General features: G+C 72.9%; 13 protein-coding genes. 4 read left to right on the plus strand and 9 right to left on the minus strand.

All coding sequences use genetic code 11. From position 1 onward, the window contains the following. Positions 1–196 precede the first annotated feature (196 nt). Both E4198_RS07515 and E4198_RS07520 read left to right on the plus strand, forming a co-directional pair. Positions 197–1,690, plus strand: coding sequence for a zinc-dependent metalloprotease (locus tag E4198_RS07515; protein ID WP_136182489.1), 1,494 nt, complete (start codon positions 197–199; stop codon positions 1,688–1,690). Further along, positions 1,687–2,223: an NUDIX hydrolase gene (locus tag E4198_RS07520; RefSeq protein WP_136182490.1), complete on the plus strand. Its 537-nt coding sequence runs from the start codon at positions 1,687–1,689 to the stop codon at positions 2,221–2,223. The genes E4198_RS07515 and E4198_RS07520 overlap by 4 nt, the downstream gene beginning before the upstream one ends. Positions 2,224–2,296: 73 nt before the next feature. On the opposite strand, the gene E4198_RS07525 is transcribed toward E4198_RS07520, so the two are convergent. From E4198_RS07525 to E4198_RS07540, 4 genes are all read right to left on the minus strand, one after another. After that, complete coding sequence (locus E4198_RS07525) at positions 2,297–3,052, minus strand: AIM24 family protein (RefSeq protein WP_136182491.1); 756 nt, start codon at positions 3,050–3,052, stop codon at positions 2,297–2,299. 17 nt (positions 3,053–3,069) lie between these two features. Then, positions 3,070–3,753 (minus strand): AIM24 family protein, encoded by a 684-nt coding sequence (locus tag E4198_RS07530; RefSeq protein WP_027766157.1) that lies wholly within the window; start codon positions 3,751–3,753, stop codon positions 3,070–3,072. 11 nt (positions 3,754–3,764) lie between these two features. Then, positions 3,765–5,450, minus strand: coding sequence for a TerD family protein (locus tag E4198_RS07535; protein WP_136182492.1), 1,686 nt, complete (start codon positions 5,448–5,450; stop codon positions 3,765–3,767). Positions 5,451–5,519: 69 nt separating this feature from the next. After that, a complete protein-coding gene (locus E4198_RS07540; protein WP_136182493.1) occupies positions 5,520–6,077 on the minus strand; it encodes a M48 family metallopeptidase in 558 nt (185 codons plus the stop codon). 140 nt (positions 6,078–6,217) lie between these two features. On the opposite strand from E4198_RS07540, the gene E4198_RS07545 reads away from it, so the two are divergent. Continuing rightward, a complete protein-coding gene (locus E4198_RS07545) occupies positions 6,218–7,339 on the plus strand; it encodes a ThiF family adenylyltransferase (RefSeq protein WP_136182494.1) in 1,122 nt (373 codons plus the stop codon). Between the two features lie 30 nt (positions 7,340–7,369). Beyond that, a complete protein-coding gene (locus E4198_RS07550) occupies positions 7,370–8,758 on the plus strand; it encodes an AarF/ABC1/UbiB kinase family protein (protein WP_136182495.1) in 1,389 nt (462 codons plus the stop codon). Between the two features lie 123 nt (positions 8,759–8,881). Here the strand turns inward: E4198_RS07550 and E4198_RS07555 are convergent, their stop codons facing one another. The 5 genes from E4198_RS07555 to E4198_RS07575 all read right to left on the minus strand — a co-directional run bounded on the left by E4198_RS07555 (position 8,882) and on the right by E4198_RS07575 (position 13,485). Beyond that, positions 8,882–9,208 (minus strand): hypothetical protein, encoded by a 327-nt coding sequence (locus E4198_RS07555; protein ID WP_136182496.1) that lies wholly within the window; start codon positions 9,206–9,208, stop codon positions 8,882–8,884. After that, a complete protein-coding gene (locus E4198_RS07560; RefSeq protein ID WP_136182497.1) occupies positions 9,205–9,567 on the minus strand; it encodes a WhiB family transcriptional regulator in 363 nt (120 codons plus the stop codon). The genes E4198_RS07555 and E4198_RS07560 overlap by 4 nt, the downstream gene beginning before the upstream one ends. Before the next feature lie 138 nt (positions 9,568–9,705). Next, positions 9,706–10,029 carry a hypothetical protein gene (locus E4198_RS07565; protein WP_136182498.1) on the minus strand — a complete coding sequence of 108 codons (324 nt, stop codon included), beginning with the start codon at positions 10,027–10,029 and terminating at the stop codon, positions 9,706–9,708. Positions 10,030–10,264: 235 nt separating this feature from the next. Further along, positions 10,265–11,380: an LCP family protein gene (locus E4198_RS07570; protein ID WP_136182499.1), complete on the minus strand. Its 1,116-nt coding sequence runs from the start codon at positions 11,378–11,380 to the stop codon at positions 10,265–10,267. After that, positions 11,377–13,485 (minus strand): bifunctional polysaccharide deacetylase/glycosyltransferase family 2 protein, encoded by a 2,109-nt coding sequence (locus tag E4198_RS07575; protein WP_136182500.1) that lies wholly within the window; start codon positions 13,483–13,485, stop codon positions 11,377–11,379. The genes E4198_RS07570 and E4198_RS07575 overlap by 4 nt, the downstream gene beginning before the upstream one ends. Between the last annotated feature and the right edge of the window lie 308 nt (positions 13,486–13,793).

A 13,793-nucleotide genomic window follows, 5' to 3' on the forward strand; every position in this document is an offset into this window, starting at 1 on the left:
TCTCCAGTGGTTGTTTCTGGTACGAGGTGGGCTGGACCCATCCTGCCTGACGGGTGTCTAGGCTGGAGGCAGAGCCCACCGGATCGGTCAGATCCACACCCGCGACCGTACGCGGGGTCCGGGCCTGGCCGTGCACGCCACACGCGACAGCGCACGCAGCAGCGAACCGTCCGACGAGACAGAGCCGAGGAAACCCGTGAGTGACATTCCGTTCGGATTCGGCGTACCTCCCGAGGAGCCCGAGGACGGGGACGAGGGCCAGCAGAAGCGGAGCGGCGACGAGGGACAGGGCGGCCGGAGCGACGGGCCGAGCCCGAACCCGTTCGGCTTCGGCGGAGGCCAGGGCGGTGCTGACAACCCGCTGGCCGCCATGTTCGGCTCGCTGGGCGGAGCCGGCGGTGCGGGCGGCTTCGACCCGAACGACCTCGGTGCGGCGTTCCAGCGGCTGGGCCAGATGCTGTCGTACGAGGGCGGCCCGGTGAACTGGGACATGGCCAAGGACATCGCGCGGCAGACCGTTGCCCGCAGCGGCGAGAACAGCGGCGACAAGGACGTCAGCGTCGGCCCCACCGAGCGCGGCGCGGTCGAGGAGGCCGTACGGCTGGCGGACCTGTGGCTGGACGGCGCGACGTCGCTGCCCTCCGGATCCGGCTCGTCGGTGGCGTGGAGCCGCGCCGAATGGGTCGAAGCGACCCTGCCGGTCTGGAAGGATCTGGTGGACCCGGTCGCGGAGCGGGTCGGCGCGGCGATGGGCGACGTGCTGCCCGAGGAGATGCAGGCGATGGCCGGGCCCCTGCTCGGCATGATGCGCTCCATGGGCGGCGCGATGTTCGGCACCCAGATCGGCCAGGCGCTCGGCGTGCTCGCCGGGGAGGTCGTCGGCTCCACCGACGTCGGCCTGCCTTTGGGCCCCTCGGGCAAGGCCGCGCTGCTGCCGCACAACATCGAGAAGTTCGGTGAGGGCCTTGGCGTGCCGCTGGAGGAGGTGCGGCTCTACCTGGCGCTGCGCGAGGCGGCTCACCAGCGACTCTTCCAGCACGTTCCGTGGCTGCGCTCGCATCTGTTCGGCGCCGTCGAGGGCTACGCCCGCGGCATCAAGGTGGACACGAGCAAGCTGGAGGACGTGGTCGGCCAGTTCGACCCGCAGAACCCGGAGGAGCTCCAGCAGGCGCTGCAGCAGGGCATGTTCCAGCCGGAGGACACCCCCGAGCAGAAGGCCGCCCTCGCCCGGCTCGAGACCGCCCTCGCCCTGGTCGAGGGCTGGGTCGACGCGGTGGTGCACGCCGCCGCGGAGCCCCACCTGCCGTCGGCGGGGGCGCTGCGCGAGACGCTGCGGCGGCGCCGCGCGTCCGGCGGCCCTGCGGAGCAGACGTTCGCCACCCTGATCGGGCTGGAGCTGCGTCCGCGACGGCTGCGGGACGCCGCCCGGCTGTGGGCGTCGCTGACCGACGCGCGCGGCGCCGAGGGCCGCGACGGTCTGTGGTCCCACCCGGACATGCTGCCCACCGCGGACGACCTCGACGACCCGGACGGCTTCGTGCACCGCGAGCAGCCGGACTTCTCCGAGCTGGACAAGATGCTGGGCGACGCGGCGGAACGCCGCACCGACGGCGAGTCCGGGGCGGACGGCCGGGACTCCGGCACCGACGGTCCGGACTCCGGAGCCGGCGGTCCGGACGAGCAGAAGTGAGCCTGCACGCGGACGCGGGCCGCGTACTGAAGGAGTGGGGCGCCCCGGACGCCGAGCAGGAGCGGCTGCGGCTGTCCTACCTCGACCACCTCGCCGCCCATCCGGACGGGGTCTGGAAGGCGTGCGCCGACGGGCACGTGACCGCGAGCGCGCTGGTGGTCGAGGCCGACGGCGGTCGGGTGCTGCTGACCCTGCACCGCAAGCTGCGGATGTGGCTCCAGACCGGTGGCCACTGCGAGCCGGAGGACACGACGCTGGCGCAGGCGGCGCTGCGGGAGGCGACGGAGGAGTCCGGGATCACGGGGCTGTCGCTGCTCGGCGACGCGCCGGTGCGGCTGGACCGGCACCTGACGCCGTGCGCGTGGCACCTGGACGTGCAGTACGCGGTGCGGGCGCCTCGCGGGGCGGTGGCGGAGGTCAGCGAGGAGTCGCTGGACCTGCGCTGGTTCCGCTTCGCGGAACTCACCGACGTCACGGACGCCTCCGTCCAGCACCTAGCCACCGCGACGAGCCGCCTGCTCGACCGACAGTGAGCGGGCGCGGCAGGCGCCTGCCGTCCTCGGTCGCCGGGTGCGCGCTGCGCCCGGCGACCGGGGACACGCGACGTCAGCCCCAGATGCTGCCCTGGTTGGCGCCGCGGGCGCCTTGGGCCCCCACACCGAACTGGGCACCGAGGCCCTGCCCGATCTGGGCGTTCTGCGGCGGCAGCAGCTCGGCGGGCTGCACCAGCGCGTGGCCCTCGCCCATGAAGCTGAGCTCCCACCCCTCGCCGGTGCTGCCGCGGCGCCGCCACACACTGGAAGCGCTGGTCTGCGCCTGCATCTGCACGCGCAGGGAGGAGGACCAGGCCACGACCGCGTCGGAGTCGGCGTTCGCGTAGGCGTCCGGACTGACCGTGAGCAGCAGCGGCTGGCCCGACGTCATTAGCGCGACCTTGCCCTGACCGGTGATGTTGAGGTTGTACTTGCCGGAGCCGGACACCCCGTACTGGCTGTCGACGGAGACGACCTCCCAGTGCAGCTGGGAGTCGAGGGCGAGGACGTACTGGCTGTCGACGGTCAGCCCTTCGTGGCCGACGTCGAGGAGGTGGACGTACTGCGCGAGGTTTGCGAGGAACACGGTGCCCTGTCCGGAGACGCGCATCAGGTCCAGGCCCTCGCCGGTGCGCCGCCGGGCGCGCCGCTGGTCCTGCGTCTGGTACTCGCCGTCGAACTCCAGCATGCCCTGATAGGCGACCATGCTGCCCTGGCGGGCGAGCACGTCGTCGTGGCCGGTGAGCCCGACCCGCAGCAGGCGCGGGTTCTGGAGCGCGTAGCGGTCCGTGGACTGGACCTCGGTGTAGCCGAAAAGCGAACTCTGCATGATCTCTTCGCTCCCCCTCAGCCTCGCGCCCGCAGGCGGTCGGCGCTGTCCTCGCTGGGCTGGACGACGACGAAGCCCTGGCCCGAGAAGCCCAACTGGTAGGCCTCTCCGCTGCCGCGGCCGATCATCGACGACGCCTTGAAGCTGCGCTTGCCCTTCATCTTCAGGTGCGTCGACCAGGCGACGAGCGCGTCCGGGTCGACGTACGTCTCGTCGGCGCCCTTGCCGCAGTCGACGACGACGGGTGTGCCGCGGGTGGTGAGCGCGACCCAGCCGGTGCCGGAGATCGCGACGTTGAACAGGCCCTGGCCGGAGAACTTCGCCATGCCCTTGACCCGCTGCACGCCCCAGTTCAAGTGGGCGTCGAAGGCGAGGAGATTGGTGCCGTTGACGGACAGGTTGTCGTCGTTCAGGCCGACCACGACGACGTCCGCGCCATAGTCGGCGAGGTAGAGCAGGCCGTCGCCGTGGCAGCGCATCAGCGGCGCGCCCTCGCCGGTCAGCCACTGCGAGGCCATCTGGCGTACGGCGGGCGGGTTGGGCTCGTACTGGACGAAGCCCTCGTAGGCGATCATCGATCCGGTGCGGGCGAGGAGGTCCTGCCCGCTCTGCATGGCGACCTTCAGCATGCTGCGGCCGTGGTTCTCCATGCGTGCGGCGGGGCGGGTCGGGGCGTGGCCCGAAACGAGTTGCTGATCCATGACGGGCTCCCTCAGACCTCACACGGCTGGACGACGATGAAGTTGCCGGGAGCGCCCCGGAACTGGAGGTTGACGGTCTCGCCGCTCTGGCCGCCGTACACCTGGCGGCGCAGCCGGACCTGGCTGGAGACGATCACCTGTGCGCCCGCGGACCAGGCGACGACCGCGTCGGCGTCGGCGAAGGTCGTCGGCGTGACGGGCAGCACCACGGGCGTGCCCTGCGTCCTGACGACGACCGTGCCGGTGCCCTGGAACTGCATGGTGAACAGCGCGCCGCCGGGGATGCCGTGGCCCTCGATGCGCCGCACCTCGTGGTGCAGCGACTCGTCGAAGGCGAGCACGTTCTCCGCAGAGACGCAGATCGCGTCGCCCTGGAGTTCGATGGGGTGCAGGTGGGACGCGCTCTCGGCGAAGAAGACCTGCCCGCCGCCGGTGCAGCGCATCAACTGCATCTCCTGGCCCGTGGCGTTGCCGACGACGCGGCCCTTGAAGCCGGCGCCCTTGTAGGAGAAGTCGACCTTGCCCTGGTACAGCACCATGCTGCCCTGACGTGCGAGCACGGGCTGCCCGTCGACGCCGAGGTCGACGCGGGCCAGTTCCTCGTTCTGCAGGGTCCAGCGCTGGCCGGTGGCGGCCTCGCGGTACTTCTCCAGGGCCGTGCCCAGGCCGGGGGGCGGCGTCTGCGGCACCGGCTGGACGGCTGCGGCGGGCGGCTGAGCCGCGGCGAACGGGTTGCCCATGGTCTGGCCGGGCACGGTGGGCTGCCCGGGCGGACCCGGGGGATGCTGACCGAAAGGCGGCGGGGCTGGTGCCGGTACGCCCTGCGGCGCGGGCGGGGCGGCGGCCGGTGGCGACGCGGCGGGCGCCGCAAAGGACTCGCCGGGCTGCCAGCCGGGACCGCCGGGCGGGCCGGGCTGTGCCGGAGGAGCCGGAGGCTGCTGGCCGAACGGCGGCTGGGCGGGCGCCTGCGGGGCGCCGAGGGCCGGTGCGGGCTGGGCCGGCCCAGGCGCCGGTGCCGGAACCTGCGGGGGGGCCGGTGGGCTCTGCTGGGCCTGCGGGGCGGCCTGCCCAGGGGGCGGCGCGAAGCCGGGCGCGGCCTGCGCCGGGGCGCCCGGAGGCGCGAAGCCCGGCGCGGTGCCGGGAGCCGCGCCAGTTCCGGTGGGCTCCTCCTCCAGCACCTCTCCGCCGAAGTGCCGCAGCAGCGCTTCCAGTCCGCCGTCGAAGCCCTGCCCAACCGCGGCGAAGCGCCACACGTCCTTGAGATAGAAGTCCCCGAGCATCACGGCGCGTTCGGTGGTGAACTCCGAACCCTCGAAGGCGTAGCGGGCGACCTCCTCGCCTCCTGCGACGATCCGCAGGTAGCCCGGGGCGATCTGGGACATCTGCCCGGCCCCGTCGACGGTCGCGGTGAAGGAGAGCTTCTGGATCTGGGCGGGAATCCTGTCCAGCGTGACCCGGAACGACTCGGTGTCGCCCGCCTGCGCGCCGAGCAGCTGCACGGACTCCTCGGGCGACTTGGGCTGATTGAAGAAGACGAAGTAGCGGTCGTCGGCGAGCCTCTCCTGGGCGTCGAGACCGAAGCAGCTGATGTCGAACCCGAGGCCCGGTCCGGTGATCTGCACGCCCACGTACAGGTCCGTGCCCGCCGTCAGATCACTGATCCTGGCCTTGTGGCCGCGTTGGAATTGCCTGGACATACGTAACGACCGTCCCCCATCCGGTGGCGATTGGTGCCTCGCGCCAGGCTAGCGGGTGGAGGCTGCGTATCACTCACCCTGTGCGGAAGGAGTGTGCGGCAGACGCCCGGCGGCGGCGACGCCCTCCAGGAAGCCGCGGGCCCGCTCGGTACGCGGGTAGGTGTCCAACAGCCCCCAGAAATCCGGCCCGTGGCCCGGCACCAGCAGGTGCGCGAGCTCGTGCAGCAGCACGTAGTCGACGACGAAGGAGGGCATGCCCTGAAGCCGGTGCGAGAGCCGGATGCTGCCCTCGGCAGGGGTGCAGGAGCCCCACCGGGTGTGCTGGTTGGTGACCCAGCGCACGGACGAGGGGCGGGCCCGGCCCTGGAGGTACTGCTCGGAGAGTTCGGTGGCGCGGCGGGCGAGTTCGCTGCCGTCGAGCATCCGCCGGTTCTCCTGGGCGGCCAGCCGGTCCAGCATCACCCCGATCCAGCGTTCCTCCTCCGCCGCGGTCATCCGGTCGGGGATGAGCACCACGGTGCGGTCACCGTCCCGGTAGGCCGAGACCGTGCGACGGCGACGGGTGCTCCGGCGCACCTCGACTGTGCCTCTGCCGGTTCCGGTGCTGTTCAGCGGCTCGACGGTCACGTCTTGAAGCTACCCTCCCCACGGCCCGCGATGCGTGTCACCCGGCCGTGGGCGGCCGCAGGCGGCCAGTGATCAGACAATCGGCCACAGCCTGTGGACAGCCGGCTACGCCGTTCTCGCGCAGCACGCATTCTGGCCCCATGCATCCCATGATCAAGCCGGCGTTGCGCCGGGGCTGGCGTGACCGGCAGACACTCCAGTACGGCGTGGCTCCCGCGCACGCGGTGCTGCTCGGGCCGGTGGACGACGCGTCGGCGGCGTTCCTGGACCGGCTGGACGGCACCCGCAGCATGGAGCTGCTGCGGCAGGAGGCGGTACGTGCCGGCCTGCCGCCGGGCGCGGCCGACACCCTCGTGGCCCGGCTGACCGCCGCCGGGCTGCTGGACGACGCCGAGACGTACCGGCGGGCGGCCGGGCGGCCGGGGGACGGGCTGCGGGCGGACCTGGCGTCGCTGTCCACCGTGCACCCCGAGCCGGGCGGCGGGCCGGCACGCCTGGCGGCCCGCCGCCGGGCACGGGTCCGGGTGCGCGGTGCGGGCCGGGTCGGCGCGGCGGTGGCGGCCCTGCTGTCGGCCGCCGGGGTGGGCCGGGTGGAGGTGCTGGACGGCGGAGACGTCGAGCCGTGGGACACGCTGCCCGGCGGAATCGGCAGGGGCCGGATCGGTGAACGGCGGGACGTGGCCGCGCGCCGCGTGGTGTGCGAGGCGGCGCCGTGGCCGCGCCGGCCCCCACCCGAGGCCACCCGTGACGGCGACGGCATCGCGCTGGTGGTCGTAACGCCACGCGACGGGCTGGACGCCTACGCCCCGGATCCAGCGGCGGCCGCCGCACATCTGCGGGCGGGCGCTCCGCATCTCTTCGCGGGGGTGCTGGAGGGCACCGGCTTCGTCGGTCCGCTCGTGCTGCCGGGCGTGACGGCGTGCGCGGAGTGCCTGCACCGTGCGCGGGCGGAGCGGGAGCCGGCGTGGCCGCTGGTCGTGGCGCAGTGGCGCAGCTCGGGCCGCGGACGGGCGGGCGTCCCCGCCTGCGACGCGGCACTGGCGACGATGGTGGCGGGGATCACGGCGTCGTACGCGCTGAGTTTCCTGGACGGCGACGGGCTACCGGCCGCAGGCTTCCGGACCCGCTGGGTGCTGCCCCATCTGAGTGCGGAGACGGAGCGGTTGACGCCGCACACGGACTGCCCGTGCGGAGCGGCTTCCGGTCCGGGTGACCCTCCGCCCTCGGCAGGCGTCCCGGTGCAGTCCACAATGGCCCGGTAGGGCTGGACAGTCCGGGAGTTGGAGGGGCGCATGTCTGATCTTCCCCGCAGGGCGGTCACCCGCACCGCGAAACTGGCCGCACTCCCCCTGGGTTTCGCGGGGCGTGCGACCTGGGGCCTCGGCAAGCGGATCGGGGGGTACTCCGCGGAGCTCGTCGGCAACGAACTGCAACAGCGCACCGCGGAACAGCTGTTCCGGGTGCTGGGCGAGCTGAAGGGGGGCGCGATGAAGTTCGGGCAGGCGCTCTCCGTTTTCGAGTCGGCGCTTCCCGAGGAGATCGCCGGCCCTTACCGCGCGACGCTGACCAAGCTCCAGGAGGCGGCGCCCCCGATGCCCGCCGACACGGTGCACGGGGTGCTGGCCGAGAGCCTGGGCGAGGACTGGCGTGAGCTCTTCGAGGAGTTCGAGGACAAGCCGTCGGCCGCCGCCTCGATCGGCCAGGTGCACCGGGGTGTGTGGCACGACGGCCGCGAGGTCGCGGTGAAGGTGCAGTACCCGGGCGCCGGGGACGCACTGATCTCCGACTTGGCACAGCTCGGCCGGTTCGCCCGGCTGCTCGGCCCGCTGGTGCCCGGCATGGACGTGAAGCCGCTGATCACCGAGCTGCGCGAGCGCGTCACCGAGGAGCTGGACTACGCGCTGGAGGCCGAGGCGCAGCGCGGGTACGTCGAGCAGTTCGCGGACGACCCCGACGTGTGGGTGCCGGACGTCGTGCACCAGGGCGCTTGCGTACTGGTGACCGAGTGGATGACCGGCGTGCCGCTGTCGGAGGTGATCGCCGAGGGCGGGGAAGAGGCACGCGACCGGGCGGGGCAGTTGCTCGCGCGCTTCCTGTTCTCCGGCACGGCCCGCACCGGGCTGCTGCACGCCGACCCGCACCCGGGGAACTTCCGGCTGATACCGGGCGAGGACCCGGACAGCCCGCCGGCGGAGTGGAAGCTGGGAGTGCTGGACTTCGGCACCGTCGACCGGCTGCCCGACGGGCTGCCGCCGACGATCGGCACTGCGCTGCGCCTCGCTCTGGACGGCGACGGGGACGCGGTGTACGCGATGCTGCGGGAGGAGGGCTTCGTCAAGGACTCCATCGATCTGGAGCCGGACGCGGTGCTGGACTACCTGGTGCCGATCATCGAGCCGGCGCGGGTGGAGGCGTTCACCTTCAGCCGGGGCTGGATGCGGGAGCAGGCCGCCCGGATCGCCGATCCGCGCTCGCCGGCGCACCAGTTGGGCAAGCAGCTGAACCTGCCCCCGTCGTACCTGCTGATCCACCGGGTCACGCTCAGCACGATCGGGGTGCTGTGCCAGCTGGGCGCCACGGTGGCTCTGCGGGACGAGATGGCCGACTGGGTGCCGGGCTTCGACCCGTCACCCCCGGAGGAGGCCGGGGTACCACTCGACGACACGGCCCCGGGTGCGTGACCGGCTCAGCCCGGCACGCCGAGCTGCCGGGGCGTGGAACGCCCCGGCCCCTCGGCTCGGAAGTCCCCGCATCACGGTGGAGGTCGCTCCGTGACGGCGGGGTTCACCCCGTGACGGCCCGGGTCACTGCATGACCGCCATCGCGACGGCCCGGCGGGCGCGCAGCGAGACGCGCTCGGCACGGCGCTGAAGGCGTCGGGCGCGAACGACCCGCAGCGCCGTCTGTTCGGATTCGGCCTCGTAGAGGCGTGACTGGAGTTGGGCACGGGCCAGGGATTCTGGCATGAGTTGCATCTGTCGGGTCCTGTTCTGCGAAGAGTGCGGGGTACCGGCCTCGGGCCGGCGGAATGCGCGGTGGGGGGAGTCGTTCATCGTGAGGTCCTGCTTCGGAAGGTGACGCAGCTGCGGATCGCGCGTCGACGGGTGATTGAGCGTTCCCGGGACGTTCATGCCACGACCGGGTTCTTCCGCGGACGGCCACGCGGCCGCTTGCGGGGAACGACGACGCCCTGGACGAACAGCTCGCCGCCCCAGACGCCCCAGGGCTCGCGCCGGTCCTTGGCGCCGGCCAGGCATGCCTCGCGCAGCGGGCAGGTCTGGCAGAGCGACTTGGCGTACTCGACGTCCGCGGGGGCCTCGGCGAAGAAGACCTCCGGGTCGTAGGAGCGGCAGGGGACGGCGACGCCGAGCCTGTCGATGGCGTCATCGAGCTCGGTGAGGGTGATGAGCGGGGCGGTCAAGGAGTCCTCCGTGGGGCCGGGCGGGATCAGGTCGGTGGTCGGTGACGGCGCGTGCGCTTCGAGATGCACTGTCGGTGTCTTCCTCGTCGGTGGTGTCTGTTGTCTGTTCGGCCCGGCTGGTGGCCGGGCGGCTGGGGCAAACAGAAGGGCCGCGGATCCCGGTGAGGGTTCCGCGGCCCTGGAAGGTGCCGACCTGATCACTGCCGATCAGGCTGGATCTCTCCAGGGTTCGTGGCCACGGAAGGCCCACATCAGGTGCTGCTTCTTCTGGCGACCCACGCCGGCACCGTTGGCCGCGAAGCCGAGGGCATAGGCCGCTGCCTGTGCCTCTGCTGCCACCGCGGGTGCGTTGGTCGGTCGCTCGGCGCCGAGCCGCTCGTTGCCGCCGGCGATCTCGACGACGCCCGGACCGAACGGGGCGACGGCGGAGACGGGAGCGCCGGACAGACCGGTGCCGCGCAGGCGGGAGCCGAGCAGGCACGTGGAGACGGCCGAGCGGTCGGTCGTCGTGGTGTTGATGAAGCTGATCACTGGGCTCGCCTCCTCTCGGCGTCTCGGGGACCGGGCGTCCGGCCCACGGGCCGGAGCTGATCCGAAGATGTTCAGGGTTCAGTACAGCATGAACGGGGTGGAGCGAGAAGCCCCCGCCCTGTCCACGACTGGAAGGCTATGAGGCCGCACTGCGGCTGCGCAAACTATTTTCCGGCTTCTTCTGTAACAGCTTCTGTGACGGGCCGGCCGGTCGGCTTCCGGGCCGTCCCCCGGGTCAGCCGGGCGGCAGGCCCGGCGGCACCGCCCGGTCCTGCCGCAGCAGGCGGAAGAGCCTGCTCGCCTCGGACCGGTCCCAGGTCACGGCACTGCCCTTGGACGTGGGCACGCCGACGCCCGACACGGGCACGTTCATGCGGCGGCCGTCGCCGCCCGCCACGTCCCGCACCGCGCGCGCCATCGCCGCCAGGTCCCGCAGGCTCATCCCCCGGTCGACGACGAGCGCGTCCAGGCCGGCGCTCAGCGCCCCGTAGGACTCGGCGGGGTCCAGCAGCGAGTCCGGCCTGGCGGCCTGGTGGGCCAGGGCGGCGAGAAGCCGCTGCTGGTTCCGGGTGCGCCCCAGGTCACCGCGCGCCTCCTGGTGCCGCTGCCGGACGAAGGCGAGGGCGTCGGCGCCGTCCAGGTCCTGGCAGCCCTTCCGCAGGTCGGCACCCGACTTCTCGTCCCGGATGTCTCGGCGCAGGCACATCCGGACCCCGCCCAGGGAGTCGACCACGTCCACGAAGCCGCCGAAGCCGATCTCCGCGTAGTGGTCCACGCGCAGCCCGGTGTTGTGCTCGACGGTGCGCAGCAGGAGTTCCGGTCCCCCGTGCGAGAACGCCGCGTTGAGTTTGTCCCCGCCCGCCGGTACGTGCTTGCCGGTCTCGGGCCGGGTGTGCGCCGGGACGGTGACCCAGGAGTCCCGCGGCAGGCTGACCATGGTGGTGCCGGCGGACCCGGTGTGCAGCAGGATCATCACGTCCGCGCGGCGGCCTCCGCCCCCGCCGGCGTGCAGGTCGGCCCGCTCCTGCGCGGACAACCCGCCGCGGCTGTCGGAACCCACGATCAGGTAGGTGGTGCCCTCGCCCGCCGGCGGCCGCGGGCCGTACGCGCCGAGGTCGACCGCCTGGTCCAGCCGGTGGTCGGCCCACGCGTAGCCGCCGAGGCCGGCGGCGAGCACGGTCACCAGGAGCATGACGCACGCCCGCCGCAGCCGGCGCAGACCGCTGCGACGGCGCGCGTGCCTGCTGCGCGGGCCGTAGCGGTACGCCGCGCCGCGCCGCGCGGCGGACACGCCGCGGGGCCGGGGCTGCTCGAAGGGCTCGTCGTGGTTGTGCGGGGGCGGGTTCGTCATCGCTCGGCTCCCTCGGGGACCTTCCGTACCGGCACCGGCTGCGGACGTGTGTCCTCCGCCTCCAGGTAGGGGTCGGCGGTGCCCGCGCGGCGCAGCCGCTGCCACTTCAGCCGGCTGCCGGCCAGTGCGGTCATCACGGACTGGATCACGACCAGGTAGAGCAGCTGGCGGTAGACGAAGAGCTGGAGCGGCAGCGTCCACAACGCGCGGAGCCGTTCCCGGTCTAGGCGCAGGGCGTACGCCGCGGTGACCATCTGGACGCCGAGGAAGCCCAGCCAGACCGCGACGGCCGTCCCCCGGTCGGCGATGCACACCCCGTACAGCGCGAAGACGTCGACCACCGGGGCGAAGAGCGGCAGAAGCACCTGGAACAGCATCAGGTAGCTCAGGCCGCGACGGCCGAACCGGCCGGCCGCGCCCCGTTCCCGCAGGGAACGGCGGTGCTTCCACATGGCCTGGAGCGTGCCGTAGCACCACCGGTAGCGCTGCCGCCACAGCTGGCGGAGCGACGTGGGCACCTCGGTCCACGCCACGGCCGACTCCTCGTACACGATCCGCCAGCCGGCCCGCCCCATCGACATCGTGAGGTCGGTGTCCTCGGCGAGCGTGTCGTCGCTGACCCCGCCGGCGTGCGCCAAGGCCTCCCTGCGGAACGCTCCGATGGCGCCCGGAACCGTGGGCATGCACTGCAGGACCTCGAACATGCGCCGGTCCAGGTTGAAGCCGACGACGTACTCGAGATGCTGCCACCGGCCGAGCAGCCGGCGCCGGTTGCCCACCTTGGTGTTGCCGCTGACCGCGCCGACCCGGGAGTCGGCGAGCGGCTGGACGAGCCGGTGCAGCGCCTCCGGTTCGAAGACGGTGTCCGCGTCGACCATCACCACGATGTCGTACCGGGCGTGCGCGAGACCGGTGTTGAGGGCGCCGGGCTTGCCGCGGTTGGGCTGCCGGACCAGGGTGACGCGCGGGTCGTCGATCCGCTCGACGATCGCCGCGGTGTCGTCCGTCGACCCGTCGTCGACGACGACGATCTCCAGTCGCGGGTGGGTGGAGCCGAGGAGCGAGTACACGGTGGACGCGATCCCCGCCTGCTCGTTGTGCGCGGGCACCAGCACCGTGACCGGCGCGGTCACCCCACCCGGGCCGTGTGCGCGAGCGGGGTCGCGGTACCGGCGGCGCACGTGGGCGCGGGCGAAGAGGAGGAGCAGCAGCAGGCGCAGCACGCCCAGCGCCCCGGCGATGCCCAGGGCCCAGGCCGTCAGGCGGGTGAAAGCGCCGCCGGCGGCCTGCATCCACATCAGGCCCTCGCCCTCGATCCGTTGGAGACCGCTCGCGGGAGTGGTGAACGTGGGCGTGCCGAGTCCGGCCGAGACGGTGGGGAAGTCGTCGATCCGCGGATTGCGCAGCAGGGCGCGCGCCTCGCGGTGGCCCAGGTCGGTGTGGCTGTACTGGCGCACGACCCCCTTCCTCGCCTTGCGCGACGAGCGGTCGGCGGCGACCAGCAGGTACCCCTTCTCCGCGGCGCGCCGTGCGGCCGACCATTCGGGTCCGCACATCGTGTCGGCGGCCGTCGTGTGCGGCAGGCGCAGGAGCCGGGTACGCACGCCGGCCGAACCGGCCAGCGCCGTCTGGGTCAGCGACAACTCCATGCGGAACCGCAGGTCGGAGGCCTTGCCCAGGGCGCCACCGGTGTAGGTGTAGGACCCGACTTCGTGCCCCTCCGCGACGATCCGACGCATCAGTGCCGGATTCCGGGCCGCCTGCGCGCCGGTGACGAAGAAGGTGGCGTGTGCGTCGTGCCGGCGCAGCAGCTCCAGGATGCGCGGCGTCCAGACCGGGTCGGGACCGCCGTCGAAGGTGAGCGCGGCGGTGCGGGGCTGCATGGAAGCCGTCTCGATCCGGCCGTCGGCAAGGCGCAGCACCGGGTCACCGTCGTCGGCGGCCCCGGGTATCGGGCTGGTGCACGGCTCCTTCGCCCGTGCCGCGTCGATCTCGTGGGTGGACCAGCCTTCGAAGAGCAAGGCTGCGGCGATCACCGGGAGGACGAGCAGCAGCAGGATCCAGTGACCGCGTGGCGGTCGGCGCAGCGCGTGTCGCGGGCTCACCCGCCCGCAGGGTCTGGGACGCCGGCCGGAGCCGAGGGCGCCGAGGGCGAGGGCGGAGCGTCCGGGACCGGGTCCGCCGGGCGGGAATCCGGAGCGCCATCGGGAGTGGGGGTCCCCGACGGTGCCTCGGACTCGTGCATGGCGGGGGCGCTGGGCAGCGGCCGGTCCGTGCGCGGTGGATGGTTCCCTACAGAATCCTGCATTCCGCCGAACAGCACGCCGACGAAAAGGAGATAGCCGGCACAGGAGCATCCCAGCGCGAATGCGGTGTACCGGAGGAATGTTCTACGACGTCCAGAACTTTCCAT

The sequence above is a fragment of the Streptomyces sp. RKND-216 genome (assembly GCF_004795255.1).
In the GTDB taxonomy this organism is placed as follows: Bacteria; Actinomycetota; Actinomycetes; order Streptomycetales; family Streptomycetaceae; genus Streptomyces; species Streptomyces hazeniae.